The sequence below is a fragment of the Blastopirellula sp. SH421 genome (assembly GCF_057808535.1).
Window position 1 is genome coordinate 3,332,687 of record NZ_CM173712.1, and the last position, 18,123, is coordinate 3,350,809.

An 18,123-nucleotide genomic window follows, 5' to 3' on the forward strand; every position below is an offset into this window, starting at 1 on the left:
CGCTGACAACCAGACGCTGATTTAAATCGCATTAACCGACGCATACTTTTGCTCATGCTCTAGCAGCCACCGTTTGCGCGGCAATCCCCCTCCGTAGCCGGTCAGCGCGCCGCTGACGCCGATGATGCGATGGCAAGGGACGACAATCGCAACCGGATTCGCTCCATTCGCCAGACCAACCGCCCGTGATGCGTTGGGTCGTCCGACTTGTCGAGCAAGCTCGCCGTAGCTCAGTGTTTCGCCGGCAGGCACAGTACGAAGTGCTTTCCAGATCTCCCGTTGAAACAACGTGCCGCCGGTGCAGACCGACAAATCGCTCACTGCCGTTAAGTCACCAGCAAAATAGTTGCCCAGGGCATCGGCGATCTTGGCCGGCGTCTTTATTGCATCAAGTTGGTACGTCTCATAGTGTCGTGTCAGCAGAGTGTGCATCCGTGACTCGTAATCATGGAAGTCGAGGGCTCGCAACTGCTCTTGCTCATCAGATACGATCAGCATCAAGCCGAGCGGAGAGTTTTGTCGACTAAGCGAGAACTGCATTGGAGTCCTCCTGTTCTGGGGTTAACTTGGTGCTGGTCGAATCGCTAGTCCAAAGATGCATCACGGCATAAGCGCGCCAGGGACGCCAGTTTTCGGCATGTGCCAGCAACTGCTTGGCGTTTGGACGAACGCCTTCGGTCGCCATCACGCGTTGCAGCCCCACATCGTCCGCCAGAAATGCGTCGCTCTCGCGCAGGACTCGCATCGCGATGTACTGTGCAGTCCATTTACCGACCCCGGGCAGCTTGCAGAGTTCTTCGGTAGGATTTCCCAATTCTTCCATTGAGTCCAGGAGTCTCGGATTGGCTGCAGTCAACTGAGCCAGATTGGCGATCGCGGCTGCTCGGGCACGCGGCATTCCTAGTTTTTCGATCTTGGTGATGTGAAAGTTCTCTGGCGACGGAAACCGATGCGTTAGTTCTAGCGGCAGTGATGGATCTTCAAGCGGTTCGCCCAGTTGTACTACCAGCTTGCTCGCGAGTTTGCGAGCCGCATGCACCGTGATCTGCTGTCCTAGTATCGCGCGAACTGCGATTTCAAAGCCGTCCCAAGCGCCGGGTATTCGTAATCCCGGTCGGTGCGAAACCAAAGGAGCCAGCATGCGATCTTGAGATAGCGCCGCCGTGATCGCGCCGATATCGGCATTCAAATCAAACATCCGCCGCAGTCTCGCGATGATCTGCGGCAAGCTTTTCAGATTGGGAAACTGAATTTCGGCCAACAGCGCTGATTGCTCGGGCGCATCGCTAATTCGGAAGCAACCAATCACTCCATCGATTTCGATCGTGCGTGAATAGGCCTGTTCGGTCACATGTTCCAAGCCAGGAATCGCCCGAGCGGCGAAAAACAGCCGAATGCTCGCCCAGTCATAGGGTTTGCGATAGGAAAGCAGTAGTGAGAGTTGCGATCTGGGCCCGGTTGCTAGGCGACGCTGTCGACGTAATTGTGCTGGTGGACGATCGTATAGTTTTTGAAAGGTTTCATTGAATCGCCGCACGCTCTGAAAGCCGCTTGCCAGCGCCACTTCGACCATCGATAGCTCGGTTTGCTGCAGCAGTTGCAGCGCTAGCAGAACTCGCCGAGTTTGCGCGACGGCGATGGGCGATGCGCCCAGATGCTGTTGAAATAAACGCCGCAGTTGGCGTTCGCCAATCCTTAAGCGTTCCGCCAACGCCGCGACATTCTCTTCATCCAAGACCCCCTCATCAATCCACTTCAAGGCCCGCGTTACGGCAGAGGAATGGTTGCTGCTCTCCCACAAACTGGGGGATTTTTCGGGACGACACCGCAGGCATGGGCGATAGCCGGCTTCTTGGGCGGCTGCTGCGGAGCGGACAAATTCGCAGTTCTCCAATTTCGGTGGTGTCGCCGGACAAACAGGGCGGCAATAGATGCGCGTCGTCTTCACGCAAGTGAAAAAACGCCCATCGTGGCGCTCATCGCGAGCGAGCAATGCTCGATAACAGACTTGGCGGTTAAGTTCCATCTCTTTCAATATAGAAACAGCCCCGCAGAGCGTCTCGCGGTTTTCGGACAGGATGGTTAGATTTTTGGCGTCGCTAGCGCTATGCTGCGGGAAATATCTTTAGCCAACAAGCCATAAGGCGGGGGCATTTTCGGCTGCTGAATAGAAAATACGACTGCCGAACAGGAACTATTGGCAATTTTCGATGGAACGAGATATCATGAGATCGATCGGGGGAAGAATATAAAATCCCTGATGAACCCAACCTACCTTCCAAGCTGCCTCAAACGTCCTGCCTGAGGCCTGTTCTACTGGAGTCGATCGGATGCAACTACTGCGCAGTCTCGTATACGCATTTGCCGCCGTCGTTACGCTTTCGTTCGCTATCAGCGCGAGGGCCGAGTTCCAAGTTGGCGCTGCTGCAATTGATGTAACGCCGGAGCAATTTCCGGTGCTGATCAACGGCAGTTTCTATAGTCGCACCGGCGAGCCGAAAAATATCTTCGCTCGCGCGATTGTGGTGAGTGATGGCCAAGAGCAACTGGCGATCGTTGTCACCGACAGTTGTATGTTGCCGAAAGATCTGATTGACAGCGCCAAGCAACTGGCTTCTGAGCGGACCAAAATTCCGACCGATCGGATCATGATGTCGGCGACTCACACGCACAGCGCACCTTCGTCGATGGGAGCGCTGGGGACCGAAGCGGACGAGACCTATACGCCTTATTTACGCATCAAACTAGCCGAAGCGATCATCACCGCACAGCGGAACTTGGCGCCTGCGAAAGTTGGTTACGGAACGGCCGACGCGAACGAGTTTACGGCTCTGCGTCGCTGGATTTTAGGCCCCGATCAAATGCGTGAAGACCCGTTCGGCAACAAGTCGGTGCGTGCCAGTATGCATACGGCGAAGAACAACATACTGAACGTCACCGGAGAGTCCGGTCCCGAAGATCCGCAACTATCGATCATCTCGTTTCAAGCCCTGGATGGGCGACCGATTGCGATGTTTGCGAACTTCTCGATGCACTATTTCGGCGGTGGAGGCGCTTCCGATTACTTTGGAGATTATTGCCGCGCGATCGAAGCGAAGTTGAATCAGAAAAGCGAAGAGAAGCCTCCCTTTGTTGCGGTCATGTCGCATGGCTGCAGCGGTGATATCTGGCGCGTTGATTATCGTGCCGGGACCAATCAAACCTTTGACGGATTTGTCGAAGGAATGGTCGACCGAACCGAGCGAGCGCTTGCGAGCATCAAGTATCAAAGTGAAGTGACAATCGCGATGGCCGAAACGCGAATGCGACTCAACTATCGCGTACCAAGCAACGAACGCCTGACCTGGGCCCAAGGCGTTGTGACTGCGATGGGAGATCGGCTGCCCAAAACGCCGGAAGAGGTGTACGCTCGCGAGCAGTTAATTCTGCATGACAAGCAGTCGACCGAAATTGTCTTACAAGCAATTCGTATTGGCGACATCGCCATCGCGACGACTCCCAATGAAACGTATGCTTTGACCGGACTAAAGCTGAAGCAGCGGAGCCCACTTCAGAACACCATGGTGATTGAATTGGCCAACGGCGGCGACGGCTATATTCCCCCACCCGAACAACATGTCTTGGGGGGATACAACACCTGGGCTGCTCGATCGGCTGGCTTAGAAGAGACGGCTGAACCTAAGATTGTCGCCGCCGATCTTAAGCTGCTAGAAGCCGTGACCGGCAAACCGCGACGTGAATCTACCCCGCCGCATAGCGAAATGGCGAAGGTCATCGCCGAGCTAAAACCAGCGCGACATTATCCGTTGGATGATATGGAAGGGCCGACGGCACGAGACGCTTCTACCAACTATCGAGACGCCGCGTTTGAAGATGGAGTCGTCTTTTATCTCGATGGAGCGGATGGGCCTGCGCTTTCTACCGCGACCGAAATCAATCGCGCCGCCCACTTTGCAGGCGGTCGGATGGTGACGAGAACGCCAGAATTAGGAGCAGATTTCAGTGTCAGCATCTGGTGCTGGAATGGATTAAACCTCGACGCGCGGCCGATCGCCGGCTGGATGTTCTCGCGTGACTCCGCCGACAGTATCACTCCGAATGGACTCCATCTCGGGATTGCAGGCAAAGGAGACAATGCTGGGAAGCTGGTGCTGCAACTCGGAGATCAAGAGTCGTCGCAACTGTTTGGCAAGACGCCGATAGAGCGTTGGAACTGGAACAATGTCACACTGGTTCAGTCCGGCGGCAAGATCCAAATTTATCTCGACGGAAAGCTAGAAATCACGGCCGACGCGGCGAAGCTCGCCTCGTTTGACGATACCTACTTTGGCGGGCGAAGCGACAATCAGTCGAACTGGGAAGGCCGCTTGGATGAGATCGCCGTATTTGATCGGGCTCTCAACGCAACCGAGATCGCTTCACTTGCTGCCGATGGAACGCCGAAAGCGTCGGACTTAACAGACGCGGCGCCGCTTAGTGAAGACGAAAAGACCAAAGGGGGACGTCATTGGATCAGCGATAAGACGCCGGGGCCGAAGTCGCCGGCGGAGCAATTGTCCGCGTTCAAGATTGAGCCCGGCTACAAGATCGAGCTTGTCGCGGCCGAGCCTGTGGTGATGGATCCGGTAGCGATCGCATTTGACGCTCGCGGCCGGATGTTTGTCGCTGAGTATAGCGATTATCCCATTGGCCCCGCCGACGAAAAGGCGCCGCCGTTGTCGCGGATCGTGATGTTGGAAGATACCAATGGCGACGGCCAAATGGATAAGCGAACTCTCTTCGCCGACCATCTCACTTTCTGTCATAGTTTGATGCCGTATGCCGGCGGAGTTTTGGCTTGCGCTCAGACTCAAGTGTTGCTGCTGACAGACGCAGATGACGATGGAGTCGCCGAATCGCGTGAAGTTTTGTTTGACGGTTTCTTACCGGCCCACCCGCAAATGCAAATCGGCAATCCACGTTGGGGAATGGATAACAAGATCTATCTCAACTATGGCGTTGGCAAGATCACGCAAGGGGGCAAAGACTCCGAGCCGTTCGCGATGCCGCGCACCGAATTTTGGTTTGATCCCCTCACGCGCGAGTTTGGCCCGGCCGCTGGCACAGGGCAGTTTGGCAACACCATCACCGCTTGGGGTGATCGACTGTTCAGCACCAATCGCAATCCAATTATCGCCGCGCCAATGACCTACGAAGAATTGCGGCGCAATCGCTTCTCGCCGATTTACACTCAACAGTATGACGTGGCTCCAGCTGGCGGCGATTCCAAGGTTTTTCCGCTGGTCGCGATGAAGAGCAATTGGCTTTCGCATGCCGGTACGCATACCTCGGCTTGTGGAACGACTGCCTATGTGGGCGATGCGCTGGGCAAAGCAATGGAAGAGAGCGTCTTCGCCTGCGAGCCGATTGGGCACTTGGTGACGCGTGCGATTGTTAAACGTGAAGGCGCTCGTTTGACTTCGATCCGAGCACGAGAAGACGCAGACTTCTTGGCGTCGACCGATACTTGGTTTCGCCCGGCCAGTTTAGCCAATGCTCCGGATGGAAACCTTTATTTGGCGGACATGTATCGCTTGTGGGTCGAACATCCAAAATTTTTGCCGCCGGAAATCGCCGCCCAATTGGATTGGCGCGCAGGAGATGATCGGGGGCGCATTTGGCGCATTGTCGCAGATGGCAAGCAGACGGACCGAGCATATACGCCTCCCCAATCAACCGCGGATCTGGTCGCGATGTTGGGGGACACCAATGGTTGGCGACGTCGCGAAGCACAGCAGTTGTTAGTAGAAGGTCAAGTCACTGACGCGGCGTCGGCGATTGAACAGCTGTTTCACAACAGCACATATCCCCTGGCCCGCTTGCATGCGATTTGGACGTTGGCCGGTCTCGGTCAACTGAAGTCTCCGTTGATCACAAGCGCTTTGAGTGATGAGAACCCGCACGTTCGCGCGGCTGCGATCGAGCTGGCGAGTCGCCAATGGAATAACCATCCCGAACTGCTGACCGCGGTGCTGCCGCTGGCCGGAGACAAAGATCCGTTTGTCCGTTATCAGTTGGCGCTGGCGATGGGAGCGACCGCCGATCCTCGCCGCGTTGATGTGTTGGCGAAACTAACGATCAGCGATGGCGCTGACCCAAATTTTGCGGATGCAATCATGACGGCGACCGAGACCTGCAGCGGCGAGATCCTCGCGAAGCTAGGGACGGAAGCTGCGAACAGCGTCACCGAAGACGCGATGCAAAAACGCCTGGCGAAGGTCGTGGGCGCTCGCAAGGATCAGCAAGAAACCGCCGCGTTGGTGAAACTTGCGCTATCCGGCTCCGCGCCACATCGCCAAATCGTGCTGTTGGCAGGGCTGGCCGAAGGACTGAACAACAACGCCCAGTTGGAAGCGTTGCTCAAGCAAAGCGGTCCCCCCTGGGAAACGCTTACAGATCAATTGGCGGACGTGGCGCTGGATGACGCGCAGCCATTGCCGGATCGACGCGAAGCGATCTTGTTGCTCGCGAGATTCTCAACCGCGAAGGACGAATTTTTCGCCGAGTTGCTTCACCCTCGGTTTCCGCCGCTGGTGCAGCTGGCGGCGATTGATGCGCTGGGTGGCGCGTTGAACGAGAAACGGGCCCAACTGCTGCTTTCGGCCTGGGCCGAACTAGAGCCGCAGTCGCACGATGCGGCGTTGACGCACTTGTTGAAGAGCCAACTTGGCGCCGAGAGTCTACTGAGCGCGATCAAAGCGGGCACAATTGCGGCTGCGGCCGTCAGTTTAGATCAACAGCGAGCGCTGCATGAACATCGGATCGAATCGATCCGCACATCGGCCGCTCAGCTATTTGGCAAAGCAGCTTCGACAGATCGGGACGCCGTGTTAGCCATCTATGAAGAAGCGCCGCGCACCATCGGCAGCGCCATCGCCGGCCGCGAAGTCTTTTTGAAGAACTGCGCCAAGTGTCATGTGCCGACCGAAGAGTCTGGCCGTAGCGTTGGCCCTGACCTGGCCGACTCGTTAAATCGACCGCGGGAAGCGATCCTGTATGACATTCTCCATCCGAGCGGCAAAGTAGAGCCGCGTTACGCCGCGAGTCAGATTTTGACCCTCGGCGGACAATCTTTGATTGGTGTGGTCGCGAGTCAATCTTCGGAATCGATCGTATTGCAGTTGGCCGATGGAAAGCTGCAAGAGACCCCGCGTAGCGAAATTGATCTCTTCCAGACCAGCGAAAAGTCGCTGATGCCTGAGGGGCTGGAGAAAGAGATTGATTTAACGCAGATGTCCAATCTGCTCGAATTCTTGAAGTCCCCCCTCCCAAAGAAGTAGCTGATAGCAGCTGTTGGCTTTGCGGATATTACCAATTGCCCTCTCGAGACGACTGGTCTACTATAGTGGCACTCACCAGGCCGGGAGCCAAAGGGATGCAATGACGTCGGAAACCAAACAAAACATCATCGAGGCCGGCTGCGAGGCGATGATCGCCAAGAGCTATAACGGCGCTGGGCTCAACGAGATTCTCAAAGAAGCTGGCGTCCCAAAAGGCTCCTTCTACCACTTCTTTAAGTCGAAAGAAGAACTGGGAATTGCGGTGATTGAGAAGTCGGTTGACGAGAACATCCAGGCTCTGCGCCAACGGTTATCGGATCGAACCAAGACGCCTGTCCAACGACTTCGCGCATATTACGAATGGGCGCGCGAGCATCTGTTGTCGGTCGGATTTCGCCGAGAATGTCTAATTTCTAAGTTGGCGCTGGAGATCGGTACGCTGAGTGAACCAATGCAATCGGCGGTTCGCTGCGGCTGGGATCAATGGAGATCGATTATTGCCCAATGCGTGCGTGAAGCGCAAGCATCAGGCGAAATCGATCCGAACCAAGATGCCGAAGCGCTGTCTGACTTCATGATCTCGTCGTTTGAAGGAGTTTTGATCCGCGTGCAGGTCAATAACGACGTCGCACCGATCGACGAGTTCCTACACTTTATCTTCGACGTTTTAATTCCGCCGCGAGGGTGAAACCTCTTACCTTTTGCTGCATCCAAACTGAGACGACTGGTCTACTGGACAATTGGAGATAACCTCAATGTACCGCTTTACGATTCCGATGCTCACCGTTATCGCACTCTCTGCGACGCCGGTTTGGGCGCAAATGCCGCCGGTCTCCGTTCGCGCCGTTCCGGTCGAGCTTCGTAAAGTTCAACCCCATCATCGATTTACCGGAAGTTTACGAGCAATCTCGCGCGGCAGCGTCGCGGCGCTAGAAGATGGCCGCGTCTTGGAAGTGACCGTCCGCGAAGGCGCCGCCGTTAAACGAGGCGATATCATCGCCGTAGTCGATTCGCGCCGACTGGAAGCCCAGCAAGGCGAGATGCAAGCCGCTCTGTTAACCGCCCAAGCGCTGGTTGTACAACGCGAAGCCGAACTACGACAAACCAAGCTAGATCTGGAGCGATCCAACAGTCTGGTCGGTCGCAACGCGATCTCGCAGCAACAACATGAACATAATGAGACGGAAGTCGCCGTCGCCGAGGCTCGTCTGGCGACCGACCAGCGCCGCATTGACGAAATCAAACGCCAACTCGAGCTTTACCAGGTTCGCTTGGACGACACGACGGTTCGTGCTCCCTACGACGCTCAGGTGATAGCCCGACTTGCCCAGCCCGGCGAATGGATCAAAGCAGGTGAACCGTTCGTCACATTGGTCTCGACCGGTGAGATCGAAGCCTGGCTCGAAATACCGGAACGCTATGCCGGCGTCTTGAGCCAGCACGCGAATCAATCGGCGGTGAAGCTTGTCGGCAGCGACAAGCAATTTATCGCCGCCTCGGCAAAACGAGTGAACGAAGTGCATCCTCGCACGCGAACGTTTCAGTATGTGCTGACGATCGCCGATCCGCAGAACGAACTCTCGCCGGGGATGTCGGTTGACGCTTGGTTGCCGATTGGCCCCGAGCAAGACGATCTGACCATTCCCAAAGATGCTGTCGTTCGCTCAGGAGGATCGACGTTTGTTTACAAAACCGTCACCGCCGCCGAAGGAACGACCGCCGTTCGCCAGCCGATCACGGTGAAGTTTGAGACCGGCCACTGGGTCGTAGTCGAGGCGATCGGTTTGGCCCCCGGCGATTTGGTGATTATTGAAGGTAACGAGCGGATGCTGCCGGGTACGCCGATCGCTGTGACAAAAGTATCGGCGCCGGCGCTGCAAGCCGGTGCGAAAATCGATCGCCAGCCCCGCTAATCGGCGGCGAGCATGACGTAACGAGAATTATCGTTTCAGGACGCTATTGATGAACTTTATTCAGTTGTCGGTCAAACAGCCGATCACCGTCGCAGTCGGTGTGATTTTATCGGTGTTAGCGGGGGTGATGGCCTTCGCACGCGTGCCGATTCAGATGACTCCAGAAGTCCAGTCGGTTGTCATTTCGGTCAGCACCTATTGGGAAAATGCTTCGGCCCAAGAGGTTGAAAGCGACGTCATCGAAGAGCAAGAGCAACGGCTTGGCGATTTGGCCGGTCTGGTGGCGATGACCAGCATGAGCCAGCCTGGCAGCGGACAGATTCGGTTGGAATTTCAAACCGGAACCAACATCGACGAAGCGATGTCGGAAGTGGATCAGAAACTGTCGGAAGTCCCTGGCTACCCCAGCGGGGTCGATCAACCGCAGATCGAAGATTTTGACCCTGAATCAGTCGATTATATCTCGTGGATCGGACTCTCATCGACTGATCCTAACTTTGACGCGACGACGCTCTATGACTTTATGGAACGCCGACTGCGCCCTCGTTTCGAGCGGATCAACGGCGTGTCGCAAGTCGGTATTCGCGGTGCACGCGAGAAAGAAGTCCAGGTCCGCGTCAATCCAACTGCTCTCGCCCAGCGCGGCATTACCTATGCCGAGTTGGTTGATGCGTTGCAGATGAACAACGGCAACTTCTCTGGCGGCAAATTGCCCGATGGCAAGAGCGATATTCGCGTGCGCTCGGTAGGCCGATTTCGTGACGCTAAATGGGTCGAAGGTCTGGTGATTCGTCGCGAAGTGACCGGTCCCATCTATCTACGCGATGTCGCCGAAGTGGTCGAAACTCACAAAGAGATGACCGAGTGGGTGCGTGCTCGTGGTCAGCGGATGCCGTTTTTCAACTTTATGCTAGAAAGCGGCGGCAACCTGCTGGAAACGATGAGCGCGATCAACGCCGAAGTCGCCTATTTGAATGAGCCCGGCGGCGTTTTGGAGCAAGAAGCCAAATCGCTGGGCGTGAACGGCACGTTTGAACTGGTGCAAACCTACGACGCAACCACCTATGTGGTCGATGCGATCGATCTGGTGCAAAGCAATATTATTGTGGGCGGCTTGCTAGCGATCATGACGCTACTGCTGTTTCTGCGCTCGGTCCGGACAATCGGGATCATTGCGATTGCGATTCCGATTTCGACGGTGGTCGCCGTCGTCGTGATGGTAATGTTAGGGCGGACGATGAACATCATTTCGTTGGCCGGGATGGCGTTTGCGGTCGGCATGGTGGTCGACAACGCGATCGTCGTAATTGAGAACATCTTCCGCCATCTAGAGATGGGTAAAAACTCCAAGCAAGCGGCGATTGACGGAACGCAGGAGGTCGCGTCGGCGGTGCTGGCTTCAACGTTGACCACGCTAGTTGTGTTCTTTCCGATCTTGCTGATTGAAGAACAAGCGGGGCAATTGTTCCGCGATATCGCGCTGGCGATCATGGCCGCGGTTGGTGTTAGCTATATCGTCTCGACGACGGTAATTCCGGCGGCGGCCGGACAGTGGCTTTCGATCAAGCGAAAGCCGGAGGCGAAGCAGAAACCTGAAACCGCTCCGAAACGCAAAAGTTGGATTGGACGCGGGCTTGCGGTGCTGCAAGCGGCGACCAACTTGCCGCAAATTATTGGCGGAATCGTCTATCGATTGACAGGCAATTGGTTCACTCGTCTGACGGTGATCGGCGTGTTTGCTGCGGTGACGGTGATCGGCACTTGGATGTTGATTCCGCCGCTTGACTATTTGCCGCTGGGCAACCGAAATATCGTATTTGGTCTGCTGATTCCTCCTCCAGGCTACAACGTCGATCAGCTATCAGAGCTGGGTGACCGCTTAGAAACTGTGATCAAACCAGCTTGGGAAGCGGCCGGCGATAAGTTTGGCGCCGAAGCAGCCGAGCGCGGCGGTGAATGGAATGGCGAGGATCAACGCGTCCCTTATCCGATGTACGGCAGCGATGAGAAGGTCATGCCGCCGCCGCTGGATCACTACTTTTTGGTTGCGTGGGATGGACGCGTGTTTCAAGTCGGCATTTCGCAAGACAAAAAACGGGTGGTCGACGCACTGCCGCTGATGAACGCGGCAGCCGCCGGCGCCAATGCACCGGATGTGATTAACTTCGCCTTTCAATTGCCGCTGTTTCGCGTGGGGGGAACGACCGGGTCAGCGATCAAAATTGACCTGATCGGCGATAATCTTGATAAGGTTTCGGCAGCGGCCGGTGCGTTGTTTGGCAATCTGGCTCAGTCGTACGGACCGATGGCGGTCACGCCGGTGCCGGCGAACTTTTCGCTACCGACGCCTGAACTTCGCATCACGCCCAATGACGAACGTCTGCAAGATGTCGGCATGTCGCGGCGGGATCTTGGGTTAGCAGTATCGGCCAACGGCGACGGCATCATGCTGGTTCGCGCGTTTGATGTCGGTGGTGAACTGAAGGACCTCAAGATCGTCACGCAAGACGCCTTATCGGGTAATCCGATCTATGCGTTACACAACTCGCCGATCGCGACTCCTGAAGGGCGCGTTGTTGATCTTCAAAGCCTCGCGTCGATCGAACGCGTGGAAGCAGCCGATCAGATTAAACATGCCGATCGTCAGCGCGCGGTGACGTTGCAGCTGACCCCGCCTGCCGGATTGCCCTTGCAAGAAGCGATCGACCAAGTGGATGCGATGGTGGCGTCGATGCGTGAAGCAGGAGCCATTCCACCGGAAGTCGCCGTGAATTTGGCCGGTTCGGCCGGTCAGTTGGCGCAGATTCGCAAAGCGCTGATGGGCGACGGAACGTTGATCGGCACGCTCGGCAGTTCGCTTTTCCTCGCGCTGTTGATCGTCTATTTGCTGATGGTGGTGCTCTTCCAAAGCTGGACCTATCCGTTGGTGATCATGGTGAGCGTGCCGCTGGCCCTGTTGGGCGGGTTCGCCGGTTTGGCGCTGGTCCATCATTGGAGCTTGGTCGATCGATACATGCCGATTCAAAACATGGACGTGTTGACGATTCTCGGCTTCGTGATCTTGGCCGGCGTCGTGGTGAACAACGCAATTTTGATCGTCTACCAAACGATCAACATCCTCCAGGGACGATCCGAAGAAGGGGAAGACACGTCGCACTTCACGCCGCGAGAAGCGATCGCCAAGGGGGTCGAAAGTCGTGTCCGCCCGATCTTGATGAGCACGCTCACCTCGGTCGGCGGCATGTTGCCGTTGGTGTTGATGCCGGGCTCAGGCAGCGAACTTTATCGTGGCTTGGGCGCGGTGGTGGTCGGCGGTTTAGTTGTCTCGACCATCTTTACCATGTTCTTAGTGCCGGTGTTGCTGAGCGTCTTGTTTGAAATTCGCGGACCGATCAAGTTGGACGAAGCAACTACGGCGTAATTTATCGGGTGCAAGTGTGAATAACCTTGCCGCCCTTCGGCGGTCTTCTTGGTGGGAGAAGACCGCCTATTTTTTTACTGGGCGATAAATCACGCTGCGGCGCAAGTGCGCTATAAACCGACGCTGATCGACTCTTTCAGTCGAGCGCCGCCGCCGGGGGCATCCGCAAGCCGAATCTCCCCTTTATCGATTACCGCGCCAATCGCCGGATCAGTCTTTAGCAACACCGCACCGTCGAGATCGGCATAGTCTAGTAGCGGCGCCAAATGCGCCGCGGCGCTGATGCCGATCGAACTTTCAATCATGCAGCCGACCATCGTCTTTAGACCCCGTTGTCGCGCCATCCGCAACATCCGCAGGCCCGGCGTTAATCCGCCGCATTTGCAAAGTTTGACGTTAATGCCGTGGAAGAAGCCTTCGCACCGCGCTACGTCCTCTTCAATCTGGCAGTTTTCGTCGGCAATAATTGGCAGCACCGAATGTTGAAATACTTGCCGCATCTCGCTGGCCGGCGCCTTGTTAGGTAGCGGCTGTTCAATGAACTCTACTCCTAGATCGGCCAACTCTTGCGAGTAGGCGATGGTTTGCTCGGCCGACCAACCGCAGTTGGCGTCCACCCGGAAAGTCGCATTGGTTTGCTCACGCAGCGCGCGGACGATCGCCATATCATCTTTGGCGCCCAGCTTGATCTTGTAAACGGACCAGCCGGGTTGCTCATTTAACTTAGCGATCATCGTTTCGATGGTGTCGATGCCGATGGTATAACTCGACCGCGGCACAGCTTGCCAGACAAGTCCCCATTGCTGATACAGCGGGACGCCAGCCTTGCGCGCCGACAGATCATGCGCCGCCATGTCGAGCGCGCTAAGGGCGAACATATTCTGCAGACGACTTTTAGCGACGGGCCACACTTCCTCTGGTGACTCGGTCTCGTACGCGTCTAACAAGTCTGTTGCGCCGGTTAGCGCATCGCTTAGCGCATCAATCGTCTGCCCGTAAAAGCTGTTCTCGGTCACTTCGCCAAAGCCAGAGATCCCATCTTGCTCTAGTTCGACGACCAGACTGTTTTGAAACCTGATCGAACCGCGCGAGATCGTAAATTCATGCTGCAGCGGCAACTGCAAGCGGTGGAGGGTCATCTTCATTGGGCGAGCACCTCGGTACGAAGTTGGATCGCCGCGTTGACCAGCGCTGCGGCCCCGGTGCGATAAACGTCGCAAACCGGCAGTTGAAACTCGTTTCTCGCCCGCTCTAGTTCGGCCATCGCCGCTTCTTCACTTAACGTGCGCGTGTTGACCGCGACGCCAATAATGCGGCACGGATGACGCAAGTTGGCGGTTACCTCGTACGCTTTTAGCAGCTCTTGATGCGAACGGAGCGGAATGTCTCGTAGGCCTTTGACCTGTTCGCGGCCTGCTTCGTAGCAATAGATCAGACCGTCTGGCGCAGCGCCATGCAGCAGCCCCAGCGTTACGGCCGAGTAAGCGGGATGCGAGATGCTCCCCTGCCCTTCGATCAGCAAAAAGTCATGTTCTTCGTTTTGACGGATGAATCGTTCAATCGTACCGTTTACAAAGTCTGCTACGACGCAGTCGATCGGCACGCCGCTGCCAGAGATCATGATGCCGGTCTGACCGGTCGCGATAAACGCGCTGTTGTGACCAAGTTGACGGAGTCCTTGCTCGACCTCCAGCGAAGCGACCATCTTGCCGAGGCTGCAATCTTGCCCGACCGCATGAATCCGAATGCAGCCGCGGCGGAACGGCTGGCCATCGGCGATCTCGCGAAAGCGATTGCGGCGAACGTCAATCAAGCTGGCGCCGCTCGCTTGGGCTGCTTGGACCAAGTCGGGATCATCAATTAAAAAGTCATGCAGTCCCGAAACGACGTCGATATTTCGCCGCAGCGCCTCGAGCAAGATCGGCTTCCAAGCGGGGGGAAGATTTCCTCCAGGAGGAGCAATCCCGATGTAGATTGCGTCAACCTCGGAAACTTGCGCCAGATCGGCGACCAGCGGAATATCTCCCCCGGCGTTGAAAGTTGCTTGCGCGGTCCGCGTGGCGGTGTTGGACTCTAGCACCGCGACCACATCTTCGCTGCGATAACGCAACATACTGATCGCGGTTTTGGCGAGAAACGGAGACGAATAGCCATCGGTCAGCAAGACAATCCGATGATGCTCGCGAAGGCGTTGACCGATTGATGCGGTTGCAGGCTCTGAAATAACAGCGGTTTTCATAAACGGGAGCTCAAAGCGCGGGCTGAAGGGAAAATCAGAATCTCGATAGCTGATCGTATCTTGATCGGCTTCTGATTAAAATGCGCAGTAGCGCACAAAGATATCAAAATTGCGCAGGAGTTTCGTCCGCCTCCCTGATCCGCTGGTTAAGTTGTTGAATGTCGTCTGAAAACCACCACCGCGTTGCTGTACTGATCGAAACCGACGATAGCTGGGGGCGCAGCGTCGTCCAGGCGATCGGCAACTTTGCGCGTCAGCAACATTGGCGCTTGTTAATAGCCCCACGCGACTCAGAAAATCGGATGCGGCTGCCGAAAAAATGGCGCGGCGACGGCGTGATCGTTCATCTGCGCACGCGAGCGCTGGCGACCCACTTGCGGCGGGTTGGTTTGCCGACGGTTGATGTTTCGCTGATGTTGCCCAGCGAACCATGGTTTGGTCGTGTTGCGACCGATGACCAGCGCCGCGTGCAAATGGCGATCGACCATCTGCGGCAACGCGGGCTAAGGCACTTTGCCTGCTATGCTCCGCCGCTGGGGCGTTACTCGGATCAGCGAGCCCTGATCTTTGCACGCCAATTGCAGGAAGCAGGGTTTCGTTGCTCTACGTTTGGTTCGCAGGAGGCTCGCCAAGGTTGGGAAGTCGAGCATCAACAAGTGATGCAATGGTTAAGTAAACTGCCGCGACCACTTGGCGTGTTCGCCGCCGATCCCTATCCCGCACGGCAGTTAGCCGAGATCTGTGATCTGGGTGGAATCCGCGTGCCGGACGAAGTTGCGATCCTGGCCGGTGACGATGATGACTTGCTCTGTAATCTTGCCTGGCCGCGACTTTCGGCGGTGCAATTGGGTTGTCAGGCGTTGGGAACCGAAGCGGCCAAATTGTTGTCGCGACTGATGACCGGCTCTCCGATTCCAGCAGAGCCAATTTTGATCCCGCCGCTGCGCATCTGCGAGCGTCAATCGACCGACATGCTGGCGATCGCCGACAGCGAACTGCTGGCGATTTTGCATTACATCCGCGAACACGCCGATCAAGGGTTGCAAGTGAATCAACTGGTCCGAAAGTTTCCGATTTCGCGCCGCTCGCTTGAACAGCGTTTTCGCACTCAACTCGGTCGTTCTCCGGCCGAGGAAATCCGCCGCGTTCGTTTGGAACGCGCCAAAAGCATGTTACTAGAATCGAGTTTAGCAATCGCCGAGATCGCCCGACTGTGCGGGTTTGCAACAAGTGCACATTTCTCGACGGCGTTCCAAAAACAACACCGCGTCACGCCAACAGCATGGCGTGCCCAATACGCGTAAGTAAGCAATCAGCAAAAAAAAGCGTGCCACGGTTCCGTGAGCCGTGGCACGCAGATCTTGTTATTTCATCGGCGCGGCTTCTTTGGCGTAGCCGATCACGCCGACGGCGACACGCGGGCCAGAATCGCCGGAGGGCTGGCTCTTCAAATCGTCAACGCCAGCGTGGACGACAAACGAGCGTCCCAGGATCATCGACAACTTCAGGTCTTTAGAGACCTTGTTGACCGTTGCGATTCCTTGTTCATCGGCGGTGATGTTGCCCAAGTCGCCGGCGTGATGATCGCCTGAGTCGGGACTGCCATGGTCATGCCCACTGGGATTGTAGTGGCCACCGGCAGCGGTTCCGTCGGCAGCGCTCAAGTCGCCGAACTCATGGATATGAAAACCATGTTCGCCAGGCTTTAGTCCAGTCACTTGTCCGGTAATTTCGAGCGACTCCCCCACCATCTTCAGGCGAAGCACCCCTTGGACACTATTTCCTTCGGTTGGGATCAACACGGCGATCGCCGCTTTGGGCGCGGTCATTTTGGCGGCGTGATCGCCATGTTCGGCGGCAAGGGCCGGGGAAAACGCCAGGCCGAGGATCGAGACGGCGGTCAACATTAGGATAGGTTTCAGCATTGGTTCTTCCTTTCGAGAAGGACAAGTCATGGGACGATTATGGAACGGTAGAAGAATGTCGGCAAATCGTATGCCATCGGGCGAAGCGTACTGCAAGGAGAGGTTTCGAGCGGCTCCTAAGCAGTTGGCTGATGTTGGCCAACTGCGAGTGGTACGACTCCGATCGACTTGAGCGTCGAACGATCAGGCAAATTTCATGCAACTCTTCTCTTTCATCCTACCTTGTTTCGAACGCCAAGCAGCCGCTCCGATGATTAAAATCGGAACGGCTGGCCGTGGGCGGCGATTGGTTGCGATCTAGGCTCGGACGAATTGCAGCTTGGCCGCCTTTTGATCGGCCAGTTGGAAGCTGAACGCGTCGTTGGTGCTGGTTTCGAGAGATCCAGCCAGCTTTTGGTTGTCGGTCGAGCGGATCAAAGTGAGCGAGCCGTTGTTGATTTCGTAAGTTCCCTCAAAGCTGCTGGAAGCTCCATCCTTGTTGGAGGCCGACCAGCTGAAGCTACCGTTGGCGTTCAGATCAAGTTGGATGCGAGCTCCGTTGGCCAGAGTAGACGACCAACGACCGACGTGGATCGGCAGTGCAGCGGTTTCAGCAACCGGCTTGGTCGATACGGCTTGCGGCGGAGCAAAACCTCCCAAAGCTTCCAACGCCGAGGCTTCGGCGTTGATCGCACCAGTTGCCGGAGTTTGCGTGGCGGCGGCCGGTTGCTGCTGAGCTTGTTGTTGCGGCGCCTGAGCTGGCTGTTGTTGACCCTGTTGCTGCGGTTGGCCCCCGGCGAAGGGTTGACCCTGCTGGGTTGGTTGTTGCGGCTGACCCTGCTGCGAGATCGGCTGCTGCGGAATAGCGATCGGTTGCTGGTAGGTTGGCTGGCGATACTGCGGTTGTTGGTACTGCGGACGGTAGTGGCTCTGGCGGTGGATCGAAGCCGAGAACCCGCCGTGGCTGTGTCCGCGACCGCTGCTATGGCAACCGCCGGCTTCAGATTGGGTCGAAAGGGCAGCAACCAAGGCGACGACGGCGATCAGCATGACAATGTTTTTGGTCGTGAAGTTCATGGGAAAGCTCCTTGAGGGTAGGTTGGTTTTTTGTGTTGCCGAGAGCGGTTGTTTGCGTCTCTAACATGCTCAGCGAGAACCTGACCCGTTTGTTACAGACCAAATTGAAAAAAACAGAAAGCGGGCAAAATCACACGCTCTTCTCCGGGCGCGGGATTAAGAAATGAGGATTTGAAAATTAACCAGATTGCCTATCCTTTTGTTTTGTCGGTCCGCTTTCGAAAAACAACAACTCTGTTTCTCTCCGAGA

The 18,123-nt window shown here is 56.3% G+C and carries 11 protein-coding genes; 5 read left to right on the plus strand and 6 right to left on the minus strand.

Annotation, left to right across the window (positions count from 1 at the left end):
- Positions 1-21 precede the first annotated feature (21 nt).
- The gene (gene ogt / locus SH421x_RS13885; protein ID WP_488856371.1) at positions 22-540 is read right to left on the minus strand and encodes a methylated-DNA--[protein]-cysteine S-methyltransferase; all 519 of its coding nucleotides are present in this window, start codon (positions 538-540) and stop codon (positions 22-24) included.
- Positions 524-2,026 (minus strand): AlkA N-terminal domain-containing protein, encoded by a 1,503-nt coding sequence (locus SH421x_RS13890; RefSeq protein ID WP_488856372.1) that lies wholly within the window; start codon positions 2,024-2,026, stop codon positions 524-526. Before SH421x_RS13890 ends, ogt begins: the two co-directional genes overlap by 17 nt.
- Before the next feature lie 304 nt (positions 2,027-2,330).
- On the opposite strand from SH421x_RS13890, the gene SH421x_RS13895 reads away from it, so the two are divergent.
- The 4 genes from SH421x_RS13895 (at position 2,331) to SH421x_RS13910 (ending at position 12,653) form a co-directional block, all read left to right on the plus strand.
- The gene (locus SH421x_RS13895; protein ID WP_488856374.1) at positions 2,331-7,319 is read left to right on the plus strand and encodes a PVC-type heme-binding CxxCH protein; all 4,989 of its coding nucleotides are present in this window, start codon (positions 2,331-2,333) and stop codon (positions 7,317-7,319) included.
- 100 nt (positions 7,320-7,419) lie between these two features.
- Positions 7,420-8,007 carry a TetR/AcrR family transcriptional regulator gene (locus tag SH421x_RS13900; protein WP_488856376.1) on the plus strand — a complete coding sequence of 196 codons (588 nt, stop codon included), beginning with the start codon at positions 7,420-7,422 and terminating at the stop codon, positions 8,005-8,007.
- 67 nt (positions 8,008-8,074) lie between these two features.
- Complete coding sequence (locus SH421x_RS13905; RefSeq protein WP_488856378.1) at positions 8,075-9,232, plus strand: efflux RND transporter periplasmic adaptor subunit; 1,158 nt, start codon at positions 8,075-8,077, stop codon at positions 9,230-9,232.
- A 49-nt stretch (positions 9,233-9,281) separates the two neighbouring features.
- A complete protein-coding gene (locus SH421x_RS13910) occupies positions 9,282-12,653 on the plus strand; it encodes an efflux RND transporter permease subunit (protein ID WP_488856380.1) in 3,372 nt (1,123 codons plus the stop codon).
- A gap of 110 nt (positions 12,654-12,763) precedes the next feature.
- Here the strand turns inward: SH421x_RS13910 and SH421x_RS13915 are convergent, their stop codons facing one another.
- A complete protein-coding gene (locus tag SH421x_RS13915; protein WP_488856381.1) occupies positions 12,764-13,798 on the minus strand; it encodes a dipeptide epimerase in 1,035 nt (344 codons plus the stop codon).
- Positions 13,795-14,892, minus strand: coding sequence for an N-acetyltransferase DgcN family protein (locus SH421x_RS13920; protein ID WP_488856382.1), 1,098 nt, complete (start codon positions 14,890-14,892; stop codon positions 13,795-13,797). The genes SH421x_RS13915 and SH421x_RS13920 overlap by 4 nt, the downstream gene beginning before the upstream one ends.
- A 158-nt stretch (positions 14,893-15,050) precedes the next feature.
- Here SH421x_RS13920 and SH421x_RS13925 point away from each other — a divergent pair, with 158 nt between their 5' ends.
- Positions 15,051-16,196: a XylR family transcriptional regulator gene (locus SH421x_RS13925; protein WP_488856383.1), complete on the plus strand. Its 1,146-nt coding sequence runs from the start codon at positions 15,051-15,053 to the stop codon at positions 16,194-16,196.
- Between the two features lie 60 nt (positions 16,197-16,256).
- On the opposite strand, the gene SH421x_RS13930 is transcribed toward SH421x_RS13925, so the two are convergent.
- Positions 16,257-16,817 carry a superoxide dismutase family protein gene (locus SH421x_RS13930; protein ID WP_488856385.1) on the minus strand — a complete coding sequence of 187 codons (561 nt, stop codon included), beginning with the start codon at positions 16,815-16,817 and terminating at the stop codon, positions 16,257-16,259.
- Between the two features lie 297 nt (positions 16,818-17,114).
- Positions 17,115-17,873: a hypothetical protein gene (locus SH421x_RS13935; RefSeq protein ID WP_488856386.1), complete on the minus strand. Its 759-nt coding sequence runs from the start codon at positions 17,871-17,873 to the stop codon at positions 17,115-17,117.
- Positions 17,874-18,123: the final 250 nt, after the last annotated feature.